16 protein-coding genes are annotated in these 13,422 nt (G+C 65.9%); 13 read left to right on the top strand and 3 right to left on the bottom strand.

The genetic code is table 11. From position 1 onward, the window contains the following. Positions 1-154: 154 nt before the first annotated feature. From ACG3SL_RS05425 to ACG3SL_RS05415, 3 genes are all read left to right on the top strand, one after another. On the top strand, positions 155-475 hold the full coding sequence (locus ACG3SL_RS05425; protein WP_448664121.1) for a conjugal transfer protein TraD: 321 nt from the start codon (positions 155-157) through the stop codon (positions 473-475). A 19-nt stretch (positions 476-494) separates the two neighbouring features. After that, the gene (locus tag ACG3SL_RS05420; RefSeq protein ID WP_448664120.1) at positions 495-707 is read left to right on the top strand and encodes a conjugal transfer protein TraD; all 213 of its coding nucleotides are present in this window, start codon (positions 495-497) and stop codon (positions 705-707) included. A 111-nt stretch (positions 708-818) separates the two neighbouring features. Further along, a complete protein-coding gene (locus ACG3SL_RS05415) occupies positions 819-1,331 on the top strand; it encodes a MucR family transcriptional regulator (protein ID WP_448664119.1) in 513 nt (170 codons plus the stop codon). A 40-nt stretch (positions 1,332-1,371) separates the two neighbouring features. On the opposite strand, the gene ACG3SL_RS05410 is transcribed toward ACG3SL_RS05415, so the two are convergent. The 3 genes from ACG3SL_RS05410 to ACG3SL_RS05400 form a co-directional block, all read right to left on the bottom strand. Next, positions 1,372-2,295 (bottom strand): HEPN domain-containing protein, encoded by a 924-nt coding sequence (locus tag ACG3SL_RS05410; protein ID WP_448664118.1) that lies wholly within the window; start codon positions 2,293-2,295, stop codon positions 1,372-1,374. Positions 2,296-2,363: 68 nt separating this feature from the next. Further along, on the bottom strand, positions 2,364-2,600 hold the full coding sequence (locus ACG3SL_RS05405; protein WP_448664117.1) for a sigma-70 region 4 domain-containing protein: 237 nt from the start codon (positions 2,598-2,600) through the stop codon (positions 2,364-2,366). Positions 2,601-2,655: 55 nt separating this feature from the next. Further along, positions 2,656-4,380, bottom strand: a complete 1,725-nt coding sequence (locus ACG3SL_RS05400; RefSeq protein ID WP_448664116.1) for a ParB/RepB/Spo0J family partition protein — start codon at positions 4,378-4,380, stop codon at positions 2,656-2,658. A 753-nt stretch (positions 4,381-5,133) separates the two neighbouring features. Between ACG3SL_RS05400 and ACG3SL_RS05395 the strand changes: the two genes are divergently transcribed. The 10 genes from ACG3SL_RS05395 to ACG3SL_RS05350 all read left to right on the top strand — a co-directional run bounded on the left by ACG3SL_RS05395 (position 5,134) and on the right by ACG3SL_RS05350 (position 13,414). Then, positions 5,134-5,337, top strand: coding sequence for a helix-turn-helix transcriptional regulator (locus ACG3SL_RS05395; RefSeq protein WP_448664115.1), 204 nt, complete (start codon positions 5,134-5,136; stop codon positions 5,335-5,337). A 95-nt stretch (positions 5,338-5,432) separates the two neighbouring features. Continuing rightward, a complete protein-coding gene (locus ACG3SL_RS05390; RefSeq protein ID WP_448664114.1) occupies positions 5,433-5,906 on the top strand; it encodes a hypothetical protein in 474 nt (157 codons plus the stop codon). Between the two features lie 69 nt (positions 5,907-5,975). Then, positions 5,976-6,512 (top strand): DUF2244 domain-containing protein, encoded by a 537-nt coding sequence (locus ACG3SL_RS05385; protein WP_448664113.1) that lies wholly within the window; start codon positions 5,976-5,978, stop codon positions 6,510-6,512. After that, entirely contained in the window at positions 6,509-6,730 is a 222-nt protein-coding gene (locus ACG3SL_RS05380; RefSeq protein WP_448664112.1) for a hypothetical protein, read from the top strand. Before ACG3SL_RS05385 ends, ACG3SL_RS05380 begins: the two co-directional genes overlap by 4 nt. Continuing rightward, a complete protein-coding gene (locus ACG3SL_RS05375; RefSeq protein ID WP_448664111.1) occupies positions 6,727-7,194 on the top strand; it encodes a copper chaperone PCu(A)C in 468 nt (155 codons plus the stop codon). The genes ACG3SL_RS05380 and ACG3SL_RS05375 overlap by 4 nt, the downstream gene beginning before the upstream one ends. Next, positions 7,181-7,819: an SCO family protein gene (locus ACG3SL_RS05370; protein ID WP_448664110.1), complete on the top strand. Its 639-nt coding sequence runs from the start codon at positions 7,181-7,183 to the stop codon at positions 7,817-7,819. The genes ACG3SL_RS05375 and ACG3SL_RS05370 overlap by 14 nt, the downstream gene beginning before the upstream one ends. Before the next feature lie 33 nt (positions 7,820-7,852). After that, positions 7,853-9,886 carry a TonB-dependent receptor family protein gene (locus ACG3SL_RS05365; RefSeq protein WP_448664109.1) on the top strand — a complete coding sequence of 678 codons (2,034 nt, stop codon included), beginning with the start codon at positions 7,853-7,855 and terminating at the stop codon, positions 9,884-9,886. Continuing rightward, the gene (locus ACG3SL_RS05360; RefSeq protein ID WP_448664108.1) at positions 9,880-11,097 is read left to right on the top strand and encodes a PepSY-associated TM helix domain-containing protein; all 1,218 of its coding nucleotides are present in this window, start codon (positions 9,880-9,882) and stop codon (positions 11,095-11,097) included. Before ACG3SL_RS05365 ends, ACG3SL_RS05360 begins: the two co-directional genes overlap by 7 nt. After that, positions 11,070-11,234, top strand: coding sequence for a hypothetical protein (locus tag ACG3SL_RS05355; RefSeq protein WP_448664107.1), 165 nt, complete (start codon positions 11,070-11,072; stop codon positions 11,232-11,234). The genes ACG3SL_RS05360 and ACG3SL_RS05355 overlap by 28 nt, the downstream gene beginning before the upstream one ends. A gap of 62 nt (positions 11,235-11,296) precedes the next feature. Beyond that, positions 11,297-13,414, top strand: a complete 2,118-nt coding sequence (locus ACG3SL_RS05350) for a TonB-dependent siderophore receptor (RefSeq protein WP_448664106.1) — start codon at positions 11,297-11,299, stop codon at positions 13,412-13,414. The last annotated feature ends 8 nt before the right edge of the window (positions 13,415-13,422 follow it).

Genomic DNA, 13,422 nt, shown 5'->3' with positions numbered 1-13,422 from the left:
ACTACACAAGCGACGTCGGCACGACGTATAAGCGCGCCCTCGAAATAATTCATTTTTCTCGGGAAATACTTGTCCCAAGAAGTTTCACGACATTTGCGCTGATCGACGCAGTACCTAACTGACACCTTCCACAATGACAATTGAGGATGGTGCCATGCGTAAACCTCGCGACTATGATTCGGAGCTCAAGGCGCTCAGCGATAAGGCGAGGCAGCTCAAGGAACGCAAGGTGCAGCAGCTCGGCGAGCTGGTCGCCGCCACCGGCGCCGATGCGCTGCCGATCGAGCAGCTCGCCGGCGTATTGCTGAGCGCGGTCGACAGCAAAGACACCGCCGCGACGGAGGGCTGGCGCAAGCGCGGCGCGGTGTTCTTTCAAGGCTCGCATCGGACTGGCGTCGGCGCCCGCCAGGACGCGAGCGGCGCTCAGGCGAGTGACGGCGGCGCGTCACCGGCTGAGCGCCAGGATCGCGCGTGACGACAAGCGGGATTGGGTCGTGAAGCGCCGCGAACGGACCCGCAGACTGATCGAGCTTGGCGGGCTTGTTGCCAAGGCCGGGCTGCCCGAACTGACCGACGACGATCGCGCGGTAATCTTCGGCCTGATGGTCGAAGGTGCCGCTACCTTGCGCGGCGAACATCGCCAGCAAGCACTAACCTTATGGCGGCGTCGCGGCCGGCGAGCATTTGAACACTCTTCCGACGATTAAGCATCTCGGCAGTTGAATTTGAAACGCGCGTTCGACATGGAGCAATGCAACCGGGGGAGACGGTTCGCGAGGGCGCCAATCTGGTCGCCACACAATTAAATCGGAACCCTGATGTCCGATGAAAACTCTTTGAACGCAGTCGAGCTCGCGACCGAACTCACGATCGCCTGGCTCGGTAATCAGAACAACCGCGTCTCCGCCGAAGACGTTCCGGCCTTTTTGCGTACTATGCACGCGACGGTCACGGAATTGGCCAGTGGTCCGGTAACTTCCGACTGCGATGCGCAAGACGTCGCTCCCGAGCAGGAATTTACGCCGGCGGTGACGGTGCGGAAATCGCTGGCGTCAAAGGATCACATCATCTCGCTGATCGACGGCAAGCCGTACAAGACGCTGCGCCGACATCTCTCCACGCATGGCCTGACGCCGGAAGAGTACCGCGCCCGCTACAACCTGAAGTCCGACTATCCGATGGTCGCGCCGAGCTACTCCGAAGCGCGCCGTGCGATGGCGCACAAGATCGGCCTCGGCGCCAAGGGCCGTGCCCCAAAATCCGGCGCTGCCGAGACTCCACCGCCGCCACCGGCGCGCAAGCCGCGCGCCAAGGCGCCGGCGAAAGCCTGATATCCGATCCGCGCCGGGCGCCTTGCGCCCGGCGCGCCGATCAGGCGGCTGCGCTTTGCTCCAATGCCGCGATGCGCTCTTCGCAAATTACCTGCACCGCTTGGCCTAGCGCTTCCACGCGCTCGCTGAGCCACGCCAATTCCTCTTCGCTGATCTTATAATGCTTCGAGTAGCGGGCCTTCACATAGGCTTCCTTGAGCTTCTCGAAGCGCGACCGGTCGATGCGATTGTCGCGCGGCCAGGCGTCGACTAGCCGAGGGTCGATGCGCTCGGCCTGCGTGCGCAGGAAGCCGAGATTGTGAACATGCGGCGTGTAGAAGGTGCAGACCAGCAAGACACAGTGGTAGAGTCGCTCCGCCGTCTGATGAATGTCGAACGCTGCGTCCTTCAGGTTACCCAGTCCCAGATGAAATTTGGCGCCATCGAAGCGTTTGCTGGCGCTCGGATACCACTCTTCGAAATACTCCCGCGCCATCGCCAACGCCTGCTCTGGCGTCTTCGGCTTGGGCTGATGAAATTCGGTGTCCTCGCTTTGATAAAGGGCGATCCCGTCCCGCGCGATGTCCATGAAGAAGTAGCGACCGTGCGCTAGCCCATCGTTCACCTCATGCATCGTGTGCACGATGAAGTTTACCGGTGTGCGCAGCGTCTTGGTGATCGCCAATTCGCGGTTGAGCCGATCCTCGGCCGTCGCCCAGAACTCGATGCGGTCGGTCAGCTTGTCGTTGTTGACGATGACCAACAGGTCGAAATCCGACTGATAGCCCTTGGCGGTGTGCGGCTCATCGACCCAGCCGCCGCGCGCATAGCTGCCGTAGAGAACGATCTTGAGGATGCGCCCCTGCTTCTTCCAGTCCGAGGTCGCGATCGCTTTGGCGTCGCCGAACTCCTCGAACAGGATCTGGACGACGCGCTCCAGCTCGCGCTGCTTTGCCGGGGGAAGATGATCGAGGTCGGTACGCATGTGCGGCGATCCTATCCGAGCATTGCAGAAAAGAACAACCGCGCGGGCCAAGCCCGCGCGGCTGCACGTCACCAGAAGCGCCACCAAGGGCGCGGCGGCGCGTCGGCCATGCGGACGGAGTTGTACATCGCCTTGCCAAACAGCGCCTCGACTTCGGCGACGGTGATGCCGAACCGCTCGGCCACCTCGTAATAGTCGAGGTCGTCGAACCGGATGGCACAGAACACGTCGCGCTGGTCGCGAGGAAGCTTGCGGATTGCGCGCCGCAGCCGACGCGCCAGACGGGGATCGAGTTGATCGGTCATGGAAAGTCTCCCGACGCGAAGGGAAGCTGGCGGCGCGAAGCCGCCAGCATGAGGCTCAGGCCACCCGACGCAGCGGTTCCGAGGTGGCGGAAAGGCCAGCGACCTGCACGGCACGATTGACGGTCGGCACCCCTCCGCGCTCGGTGTAGGCAGCGGGCGGGAACGCTATCCATTTGGGCACCCAGCCCTCGACCTTGGCACGGCCATTGCCGGTCAGGCAGTCGCGCACGATCCGGCGCATGACCTTGCCGGTCGCCCCCTCATTGGCTTTTGCCACCGTTTCGCCCGCCACCTCGCGCAGCACCGTGCCCAGCACCTCGCGGTCCCGGATCATGTCGAGCAGCGTGTCGTCGCCGGTCCAGACCTGCGCCATGTCGGTGCCGAGCAACGGCCCCAGCACTTCGATCAGCGCACTGCCTGCCTGCAGCGTCTCGCCCATCACCACCGCCGCTACGTCGAGCGCCGCAGGATCGTTAAGCTCGAGCAGGCGCACGAACAGTCCAGCGACGCCGTATTCGCCGTCATAGCCGCCGCTGACGGTCGGAGCGTCCGCGTCGAACCCGAGCAGCGCCAACACCGCACACCGCTTTTCGGCAAACGCCGCTTCGGACGGACATGCCCTGACGCTCTCGGCGATTTCCGGACTGGCCGCGTGCTGGTCCTCGACCCGGACATGCCAAAGCGGCGAACCGACAATGGCATGGGCCACCATCAACCGCAGCGCGACCGAGGGATGCCCGACAAGATCGGCGCGCACCGCCGCCTGCCGGTGCAGATCGACATAGTTGCGGATCGCAGAACTCGTCTCGGGCCGGACCGGCTTGTCCAGCACTTCGGCCATCTCCTGCTTCCTGGCCTCCTTGCGCGAAACATAGCCTTCATGCGCCGTCACCTCGCCGCGCGATCCGACCGCGAGGAACACTTTGCCGCCCTTGCGCTTCGGGCAGCGCTCATGCTCCCAGCTCTGGAACGCCTCGCCGGTCGGCAGCACGACCACCTCGCGCCAACCGGCCTCGCGATAGCTCTCGGCCTTGGCTTCAATGGCAGGCATCTGCGCCACCCAGAAGCTGGTCGTGTCGCCGAAATAGCGCTCGTCACCGAACAGGTCGGAGACGATCTCGCCCGCATAGTCGGCCATGTCGAACAGCGCGGAGCTGACCGGGATCGAAGCACCGCCGAACAGCCACGCCTTCAACTGGTGCCCGGTCGGGGTGTACGCCGCCGGATCATCGAGCAGCGTCAGCCAATCGCGCTGCCGCGCCTTCGACGCGAGGGTCAGGCACCGCACGGTCGCAGCGTCGATGTCACCCTTGCGGTAGAGCCCCCGGATGCGAGGCAGGAGATTGCCCAGCGACAGCGTCCGCTTCACCTGCAATTCGGTCAGCCCGAAGGTGAGCGCAATGTCCTCGGGCGAGCGTCCTTCGCGCACCAGCCGGGTGAAGCCTTCCCAGCGCGTCACCTCGTCGGGGTCCAGCCGCGCGACATTCTCGATCAGCGACGCTTCGAGCGCCGCCGCATCGTCGCCCGCTGCCATGATCGCGCAGGGCAAAGTCTCCCCCTCCCCGCTCTCCTCGGCGACCGCGAGCGCCGCATGATAGCGCCGCTTGCCTGCCACGACCTCGAACCGGTCCTCGACTTCCGCTGGCCGCACGATCAGCGGCACGATGATCCCCCGCGCCCGCACCGACGGCAGGATGGCCGAAATGTCCGGCTTGCCCTTGGCGCGCATGTTCGCAGCCGAGACGCAGAGATTGGCGATAGCGATGTGCCTGAGTTCCATCTTCCTTACTCCTCAACCACCGCAACCGGCGCCGGAATGGCGGGGTGGGCGGCAGGAGCGAACCGGCAGTCCCGCTTGAGCGGCGGGCCGCACCCGCAGGGCCGCAACAAAGTGGAGGACCTGGGCGCAGCCCAGGTTGCAGCCCGCCGCGGCGGGACTAGAGGGTAGCGACGCCCACCCCGCCAGTTCGAGTGCCGGAGGCCAACGCCACCGCGCATCGCGCGGTGTCCGCAGCATCAGCGCGAAGCGCCCGGCGCCGCAGGCGCCACAAACACGCACCCTCGAAGCCGGACGGCCGGCGCGGCGGCGTGCGCGCGGGCCTGTGGGCCAGCCGCCGCCGTGCCCTCCGACCGGATCGAGTGTGCCACGCGGAGAACAAAGGTTGCTGCGGTCCCTGGCGGCTTCGCAGAAGTCCGCCAGCGCACGCTCCTTCGAAAGCGCGTTCCTTTGGCCGGCGCATGCCGGCAGGATTGCTCCCCCGGAGCAATCGAACGTCAGCGATCATCACCCGAATGGGCCGAGACGCAACGCGACTCGGCGCCGCAATTCGCGGCGTAGAGCGCGGTCACGCGGAGCGTGAGACGCCCTGAGACATCATCCCTAAACTACTGAATCTACGCTGCTGTACGTTTGTGCACGCTTGGCGCGCATTGGCGCCTACTGACACCTCCGCGCCTCTTGCGCAGGCGTCAGCCCACGCGCAGCCTTTCCGAGGGAGCGCCACGACGCCGCACAATGCCCAAGGTGACAGCCATGCCAACCGAAACCCAGGAACGCATTCTTCGGATCAACACTGTCCTCGACCGCACCGGCCTCAGCCGGGCGACTCTATATCGCAAGATGCAGACAGGCAGCTTCCCCCCAAGCATCAAGATCAGCACCCGTTGCGCGGGCTGGTACGAGTCCGCGATCAACGCCTGGCTGCGAAATCCTCGCTTCTATTCGGTCGACGACTGAATTCCGGAACAACAGCCGGCACCTTAAGATCGCTCGCCCGACGACAGGAGCGCTTTTGCCCACTGCGCCCCTTCGAGCCCGCATGAACTGCGAAATTGATAAAGTTTGACCGCGCGCACGCCATCTACCGGGTGACAAAGCGGCGCGGCCGGGTTAGTTGCGCGCAAGTGACCGCCCTGCGCCGCCATCTCTTGCGCCATCGCACCCTGGCCGGCTGGGTCTTTGCGGCAGCGCTGTTGATGAAGGTGCTGGTCCCCGCCGGTTTCATGCCTACGGTCTCGAACGGAACGATGATCGTCCAGATCTGCAATGGCTATGGCCCGCAGACCATGGTCATGGAAATCCCCGGCAAGGCGGATCACGACCAGCAGGATCAGCACGGCAAGACCGAGATGCCCTGCGCCTTCTCGGGCCTGTCCGCCCCCTCGCTCGCCGCTGCCGATCCGGTGCTGCTCGCGCTCGCCATCCTGTTTGTCATGGCGATGGGACTGCGCACCGTCCCGCCACTCGCGCTTTCTTCCACAAGCCATCTGCGCCCGCCGCTGCGCGGCCCTCCTGCACACGCCTGATCCTTCGCCACCGATGTGAATGCGCGCGCAGGGGCATGACGCCCGTGCGCCCGATCAGGACAGCATTTCATGGCATATCAGCTTGCCGGTCTTGGCGACCGGGAGGCTGCGCAGGGCTATCGCGGGGCGGCTGATCCAGCCGCAGTCACGCAGCGCAGCTTCAGACTCGACATGGTCTCCAACCGTTCGTTCATGCCCGAGCGGACCAACCTCATCCTACTCGGCCTCGGTGCGCTGCTCGCGCTGATGTCGCTAAGGTTCGCGCTGCTCGGCGCCTGGCCGGTGGCGCTGTTCTCGCTCATCGACCTCGCACTGCTGGGCGGTGCGCTCTACGCATTCCGGCGCAGCCAGGTACCGCGCGAAACGCTCACCATCGCAGATGGCCGGATCGTCCATGTCGCAACCGATGCGCAGGGACATCGCCATCAGGCGGAGGTCCCCGCCTATTGGGCGCGGCTCGAATCGATCGAGCGCACCCCGCTCGACCTCAGCCTGTGGCTGCGCTTCCGCGACCAGCGCCACCCGATCGGCCTCTGCCTGGGGCTGGACGAGCGGCGCGAGGTCGCCAGGATACTCGACCGGGCAATTCGGGAATGCCGCGCATGAGCGCGCTGCTCCAGCCGCCGCCACACATCCGATGGCTGCGCCGGCAGCGCCGGCTCGCCTGGCAGGCGATCCTGGCTTGCGCCCTTATCCGGATCGGCGGGGCAGCGCTGATGCCAGATGCGGCGCCTGCGGAGGCAGCCACCCAGCCCCGAGCCGAGCAGCTGTGCGCATCGCAGGGCGACGCGCCTCAACCCATCGCCACGGGAAACCCGCAATGAAACATCTTCTTCTCGTACCGCTGGCCCTGCTGCTGGCAGCCGCGCCGGCGCAGGAACAAGCCGGCAGCATCACCATCCGCCAGCCCTGGACGCGCCAGACCGCACCCGGACAGAGCGTGGGCGGCGGGTTCATGACCATCGCCAATACCGCCAAGCGCCCCGACCAGTTGCTCGGCGGCAGCTCGCCCGTCGCTCAGCGGGTGGAGATCCACACCATGTCGCTCGAGGGCGGCGTGATGCGGATGCGCGCGCTCCCGGACGGGCTGGCGATACCGCCTCATGGATCGGTGTCGCTCGCGCCGGGCGGCTATCACATCATGCTGATCGGGCTGAAGCGCCCGCTCGCGCTGCGCGGCCGCGTGCCGCTGACGCTGCGCTTCCGCCATGCGGGCAACGTCAAGGTCACGCTCGTCGTCCGGTCGGTCGCCTATCAGGGATCGGAGGCGCGCCATGACGGACACTGAGGCGGCCGCCAATCGGCGGGGCAAGGCCCACAAGGCACTCTGGTTCGGGTTGGCGATTGCCGCCTTGGCGCTGGTCGTCGGCTTCCTCGTGACGCTGCCGCGAAAGACGCCCGCCACCCAGGCCGCCAGCGACTATGCCAGTGCTTTTGGCGGCCAGTTCACCATGACCGACCAGAAGGGCCGCACCGTCAGCGACCGGACGCTGCGCGGCAAGCCCTATGCGATCTTCTTCGGCTTTACGCGCTGCCCGGACGTCTGTCCGACGACGCTCAGCCGTATGGCGGCGCTGCGCAAGATGCTCGGCACAAACGGCGACAAGTTCAACATCGTCTTCGTCTCGGTCGATCCGGGCCATGACAGCGCCAGGGACATCGACAACTATCTGACGCTGTTCGATGCGCCGGTTATCGGCCTGACCGGCACCGACGCCCAGCTAGCCAGGATCGTCGACGCCTTCCACGTCTATTACCGCAAGGTGCCCGTACAGGGCGGCGATTACACGATCGACCATACCGCCAGCGTGTTCCTGATGGACGCGCGGGGCCGCTTCGTCACCACCATCGACCATGCCGAAAGCCAGGACGTCGCGCTCGACAAGCTCAAGCGGCTGATCGCGGGCGCCTGACCGCATGACATCGACATCAAAAGGGGATTTTTCGTGACCAATCGCAGCCTCGCGCTCCTCGCCACGTCCATGCTGGCGATGTCCGCGACCGTATCCGTGCCTGCATTCGCGCAGGACCGGGATTCCGACCGTGAGCCCGCGTCCGACATCATCGTCATCGGCACGCTCGACACCGCCCAGGCCAAGGCCGAGATCGAGCGCACTCCAGGCGGAGTAGCGGTGGTACCGGACACCCAGTTCAAGGACACGCCGGTCCAGAACATCAAGGACATCCTGGCCTATGTGCCGGGCGTGATTACCCAGCCGCGCATGGGCGATGACGCCCGCGTCTCGATCCGCGGCTCGGGACTGTCGCGCGCCTATGGCATCCGCGGCATCACCGGGCTGATGGACGGCATCCCGATGAACACGTCGGACGGGCTGATGGACTTCTTCGAGATCGATCCCAGCGCCTATCGCTATGTCGAGGTCTTCAAGGGCGGCAACGCGCTGCGCTACGGCGCCAACAGCCTCGGCGGCGCCATCAACCTCGTCACCCCGACCGGGCGCGACGCATCGCCGCTCGACGCGCGGATCGATGGCGGGAGCTTCGGTTATGTAAAGGGCCAGGCCAGCACCGGCGGCGCATCGGGTGCGTTCGACTGGTTCGTCACCGCCTCGGCGCAGACGATCGACGGCTATCGCGACCATAGTGGCGGCGATGCGTTTCGTGGCAATTTCAACATCGGCTATCGCATCTCGCCGAACGTCGAGACGCGCTTCTACGTCACCGGCGCCTCGACCGACCAGCGCATCCCCGGCGAGGTGACCAAGGCACAGGCGCTGAACAGCCCGCGCTCGGCGAACGCGGCCTGGGTGGCGCAGGACCAGCAGCGCAACGTGGATTCGGTCCGTATCTCCAACAAGACCAGTATCCGCTTCGGGGATACCGCGCTGGAGATCGGCGCCTTCTATAATTGGCGGCATGTCGACCACCCGATCTACCAGTATCTCGACTTTACGGTCGATGACTACGGTGGGTTCGTGCGGCTGGTCGACGACCGTGCGCTAGGGGGTATGCGAAACCGCCTGACGCTCGGCGCCAATCTTCACAACGGCACCATCGACACCCGCCAATATGTAAACGTCGCGGCTACCAAGGGCGCGTTGACCGCATCGATGGTGGATACGCCGAAGAACCTGTCCTTCTACGGCGAGGACGCGCTCACCGTCGTCCCGAGCCTCACCCTGGTCACCGGCATTCAGTATCTCGACTCCAGCCGCGACCGGCGCGACCGCTTCCTCGACGACGGCGACCAGTCGGGGAAGAAAGACTTCCAGTTGTGGAGCCCGAAGTTCGGCGTGCTTTGGGAAGCGCAGCCCGGCGTACAGGTCTTCGCCAATGTCTCGCGCAGCGCAGAGGTGCCGAGCTACGACGCCAATGTCGTCACGGCGACCAACCTGAAGCCGCAGCGCGCGACCACCTATGAGGTCGGCACGCGCGGAAAGGCCGGCGCCATCGGCTGGGACTTCTCGCTCTATCGCTCCGAGATCCGCGACGAGCTGCAGTGCCTGACCACCGCGCCCTGGGCGCCCTGCTCGATCATCAATGCCGGCAGGACCGTGCATCAGGGGATCGAGGCCGGGCTCGACGCGGACATCCCGCTCCCCGCATCGGGCGACGCGGTCGCGTTGACGGCGGCCTATACCTATAGCGACTTCAACTTCGACGGCGACGCCACCTATGGCGACAACGAACTGCCCGGCATCCCGAAGCATTACCTGCGCGCCGAGCTGCTCTACAAGCATCGCAGCGGCTTCTATGCCGGGCCGAACGTCGAATGGGCGCCGGGGCATTATTTTGCCGACAATGCCAATACGCTGCGCGTCGATCCCTATGCGCTGCTGAACCTCCGGGCGGGGTTCGACACGGGCAAGCACTGGTCGGTCTATGTCGAGGGCCGCAACCTGACCGACAAGCATTACATCTCGACCGTCGCGATCGCCGGCGTCGCCAATGCGGCGTCCGAGATCTTCAACCCCGGCACCGGCCGCGCCGTCTATGGCGGCATCCGGTTCAAATGGTGAGGCCGACAGCGGCGGGCATCAATGCCGGCGCCCTCTACCGCACGATCTGGCGCTGGCATTTCTATGCCGGGCTGTTCGTGCTGCCCTTCATCCTGATCCTTTCGGTCACCGGCTCGATCTATCTGTTCAAGCCGCAGATCGACCGCTGGCAGGAGCGCGCCTATCGGGGCTTGGGTACGCAGGGCGCGGTATCGCCCGACCGGCAGCTCGCCTCCGTGATGAAGAGCTTCCCCACCGCGCGCTTCAACCACTACCGGCTGCCCGAGCATCCCGGCGACGCTGCGATGGTGCAGCTCGGCTTCGCAGACGGGCGGAAGCTCGACATCTATGTCTCGCCGCAGGGCAAGGTGCTGGGCGGGATCGATCCCGAGACGCGCATCTCCGATACCGTCTCGCGCATTCATGGCTCGCTGCTGCTCGGTACCGTGGGCGACCGGCTGGTCGAGTTGGCTGCGAGCTGGACGATCGTGATGATCCTGACCGGCCTCTACCTCTGGTGGCCGCGGCCCTTCCGCGCGGGCGGCACGCTCTACCCGCGGCTCTCGCTCAAGGGACGCCCGCTGCTCAAGGATATCCACCGCGTCACCGGCTTCTGGATCGCCGGGCTGGTGCTGGTGATGCTCGCCAGCGGACTGCCCTGGGCCGGCGCCTGGGGCGGTGCGTTCAAATGGGCGCGGACCGAGCTCGGTCTGGTCAAGGGACCGCAGGACTGGAAGATCGGTGCCGATGGCGGCCATGCCGGGCATCACGGCGCAATGCCCATGGCCATGCCGGACCTGGCTGGGCCGAAGGGCCTGCCGCTCTCGGCGTTCGTCGCCAGGGCCGAGGGCGAGCATATGGCGTTCCCGGTACTGGTGCTCCCGCCGCACGCGCCGCAGCGCTTCGGTCCGCCCCTCGGCGACGAATGGATGGCGAAGTCCGAGGCGCAGAACCGCTGGCTGGATCGGCAAGTGACCTACGACCCGGCTACCGGACGCGAGACCGGGCGCCGAGGCTTCGCGGAGCAGCATATCGTCGACCGGATCGTCAACACCGGCGTCGCCTTGCACGAAGGGCAGCTGTTCGGGCTCGCCAACCAGCTGATCGGCGTGCTGACTGCGGTGTCGCTGATTGCGATTAGCATCCTCGGCGTGGCGATGTGGCTCAAGCGCCGCCCGCAAGGCAGCTTGGTGCGCCTCCGGCCATGGCCGGGGCCCGCAAGGGCTGGCTGATCGCGACGCTGGTCGTCCTGGCGCTGCTGCTGCCGCTGTTCGGCGCGTCACTAATCGCCCTGCTGATCGTCGACACCGTGCTGCGCGGGTTGGCCGGGAGGTTCAAAACTTCCGGGACGAAAGGCGGGCTTTCCTGATGCGCGCGCCGTCCCATTCCGGCGCCGCCAGCGACGCCGTCACAATCTCGAAAAGGATCATCATGCATCGCAATCGCCTGACAGGCGCGGCGCCGCTTGCGCTCTTTGCCGCTATCGGCTTCTCCTCCGCCGCCCATGCCCAAACGGCGGACGCCGGCACCACGCCAAGCTGGACCAGCGACATCGTCGTGATCGGCCAACGGGAGCGCTATGCCGCGCCGGATTCCGCAGCAGCGACCCGCACCGACACGCCCATCATCAACGTCCCGCAATCGGTGCAGGTAGTCACCCGAGCCCTGATCGACGAGCAGGACCGGAGAACGCTTGGCGAGGCGCTGGTCAACGTGTCGGGCGTCACGCCCACACGTATCGACGAAGTGCTGTTCATCCCGCCGATCGTTCGCGGCTTTCCGGCCGAAGTCTATCTCGATGGCCTGCCGATCTTCGCGGGCAACCAGCAGGGGTACGACCCCAATGGCCTCGTCGGTGTCGAGCGGATCGACGTCATCAAGGGGCCGACTGCCACGCTCTACGGCGGCGGCCTGGGCACGCCGCTCGGCGGCATCATCAATCTCGAAACCGGGCGACCGGGAGACAAGGCCGGCGGATATGTCGCGATGCGCGCCGGCAGCTTCTCGACCTGGAACCCTTCCGCCGACATCAACGTGCCGCTGACGTCCGGGATTTTCGCGAGGGTTGCCGGCGAATATCAGAGCAACCGGAGCTGGATCGACAAGGTCAAGGGCGAGCGCTGGTCGATCCAGCCGAGCCTCGCGTTCCAGATCGACCCGGATACCGACCTGCTGCTCCAGGGGCAGTTCAATCATCGCAGCAACCTCGAATATTCGGGCCTGCCCGCCGATGCAGCGCTGGCCGGCACGCTCGATCGCAACGCCTTTCCCGGCTCGCCGATCGGCCAGCCGCAAACCGAAAACGACAACCGCATGGGGCAGGCCACGATCCACCACGCCTTTTCGGATCGGCTGAAGCTTACCGTCAGCGGCCGCTATTACACCGGCGACGTCGATGAGCGCGGAAGCTTCGTGTATCCGGGCCTGGCGCCGACCGGCACCGCCTCGCCGCTCTATGACGTGTTCCCGATCACCATGATCACGCGCACCAGGGAAGCGACCGTCGATGCCAATCTGGCCGCCAAGGTCGATATGCTCGGCGGAGATCACACGCTGCTCGTCGGGGCCAATTACGACTGGACCAGCTTCTACAGCGGGATGGGCCTGTTCGTCAGCGACAGCCCCTCGGGTACGATCGACCTCTCCGATCCGGACTATGATCTCCGGTACACGCCGCAAACCCCGGTCAATTCCTGGACCGACGACCGTTTCGAGACGTTCGCCGTCTATCTCCAGGATCAGGCGAGCTATGGCCGGCTGCACCTGACCGGCGGCCTGCGCCTCACTTCGCTCAAATTCATCGAGAACAGCAATTTCGGCGTCGCCAACGACAAGACCTATACCCATGTCTCGCCCCGCTTCGGTGCGACCTTCGACGTGGTGCCGGGGCTTGCGCTCTTCGCCGGCTATGCGACCGCGTTCCGCGCCCCCTTCGGTTTCATCGGCCTGGCTGCGCCCGAACCGGAGACCTCCAGCAATATCGAGGGCGGCGTGAAGCTCGCGCTGCCCAAGACCGGACTTTCGGGCACGGTCGCGCTGTTCCGCCAGACGCACGACAATGTCGCCGTCTCCGACCCCGCCAATGTCGGCTTCTACATCCAGAGCGGCCGGCAACGCGCGCGCGGCGTCGAAGTCGATCTCGTATGGGAGCCGAGCCCGGCCTTCTCGCTGCTCGCCAACTATGCCTATACCGACACGCGCGACGATGGCGCAGCGCCGGGCGACCGGCTCGCCCGCGTGCCCGAGAGCAGCGGGCGCCTCGCGGCGCGCTATCGGCTGCTGCACGGTCCGGCGAAGGGGCTCTCGTTCGGGGCGGGCGTGACCGCGTTCACGTCGCGCCAGCTGACACTCCCCAACACCATCGCGGTGCCCGGCTATGCCGCGATCGACGCGCAGGCTTCCTATGACATCGGCCGGTTCACGCTCGGCGTCTCGGCGGTCAATCTCGGCGGGCGGCGCGCATGGGATCCCTATTCTTACATGGGCTATCCGGTCGTGGCGCCGAACCAGCCGCGCTCGGCCTATGTCACGCTCAAGGTCAGGATCTGAGGAAGCGG

The organism is Sphingomonas degradans (assembly GCF_053502645.1).
The sequence above is the reverse complement of the archived record's forward strand: the minus strand, read 5'-3'. Positions and strand labels throughout refer to the sequence as shown.

What these genes read in the sequence shown, in the direction of transcription:
- ACG3SL_RS05425 (WP_448664121.1), top strand. Translation starts at nt 155, where the DNA reads ATGCGTAAACCTCGCGACTATGATTCGGAGCTCAAGGCGCTCAGCGAT.
- ACG3SL_RS05415 (WP_448664119.1), top strand. Translation starts at nt 819, where the DNA reads ATGTCCGATGAAAACTCTTTGAACGCAGTCGAGCTCGCGACCGAACTC.
- ACG3SL_RS05410 (WP_448664118.1), bottom strand. Translation starts at nt 2,295, where the DNA reads ATGCGTACCGACCTCGATCATCTTCCCCCGGCAAAGCAGCGCGAGCTG.
- ACG3SL_RS05405 (WP_448664117.1), bottom strand. Translation starts at nt 2,600, where the DNA reads ATGACCGATCAACTCGATCCCCGTCTGGCGCGTCGGCTGCGGCGCGCA.
- ACG3SL_RS05400 (WP_448664116.1), bottom strand. Translation starts at nt 4,380, where the DNA reads ATGGAACTCAGGCACATCGCTATCGCCAATCTCTGCGTCTCGGCTGCG.
- ACG3SL_RS05395 (WP_448664115.1), top strand. Translation starts at nt 5,134, where the DNA reads ATGCCAACCGAAACCCAGGAACGCATTCTTCGGATCAACACTGTCCTC.
- ACG3SL_RS05385 (WP_448664113.1), top strand. Translation starts at nt 5,976, where the DNA reads ATGGCATATCAGCTTGCCGGTCTTGGCGACCGGGAGGCTGCGCAGGGC.
- ACG3SL_RS05380 (WP_448664112.1), top strand. Translation starts at nt 6,509, where the DNA reads ATGAGCGCGCTGCTCCAGCCGCCGCCACACATCCGATGGCTGCGCCGG.
- ACG3SL_RS05375 (WP_448664111.1), top strand. Translation starts at nt 6,727, where the DNA reads ATGAAACATCTTCTTCTCGTACCGCTGGCCCTGCTGCTGGCAGCCGCG.
- ACG3SL_RS05370 (WP_448664110.1), top strand. Translation starts at nt 7,181, where the DNA reads ATGACGGACACTGAGGCGGCCGCCAATCGGCGGGGCAAGGCCCACAAG.
- ACG3SL_RS05360 (WP_448664108.1), top strand. Translation starts at nt 9,880, where the DNA reads ATGGTGAGGCCGACAGCGGCGGGCATCAATGCCGGCGCCCTCTACCGC.
- ACG3SL_RS05355 (WP_448664107.1), top strand. Translation starts at nt 11,070, where the DNA reads ATGGCCGGGGCCCGCAAGGGCTGGCTGATCGCGACGCTGGTCGTCCTG.
- ACG3SL_RS05350 (WP_448664106.1), top strand. Translation starts at nt 11,297, where the DNA reads ATGCATCGCAATCGCCTGACAGGCGCGGCGCCGCTTGCGCTCTTTGCC.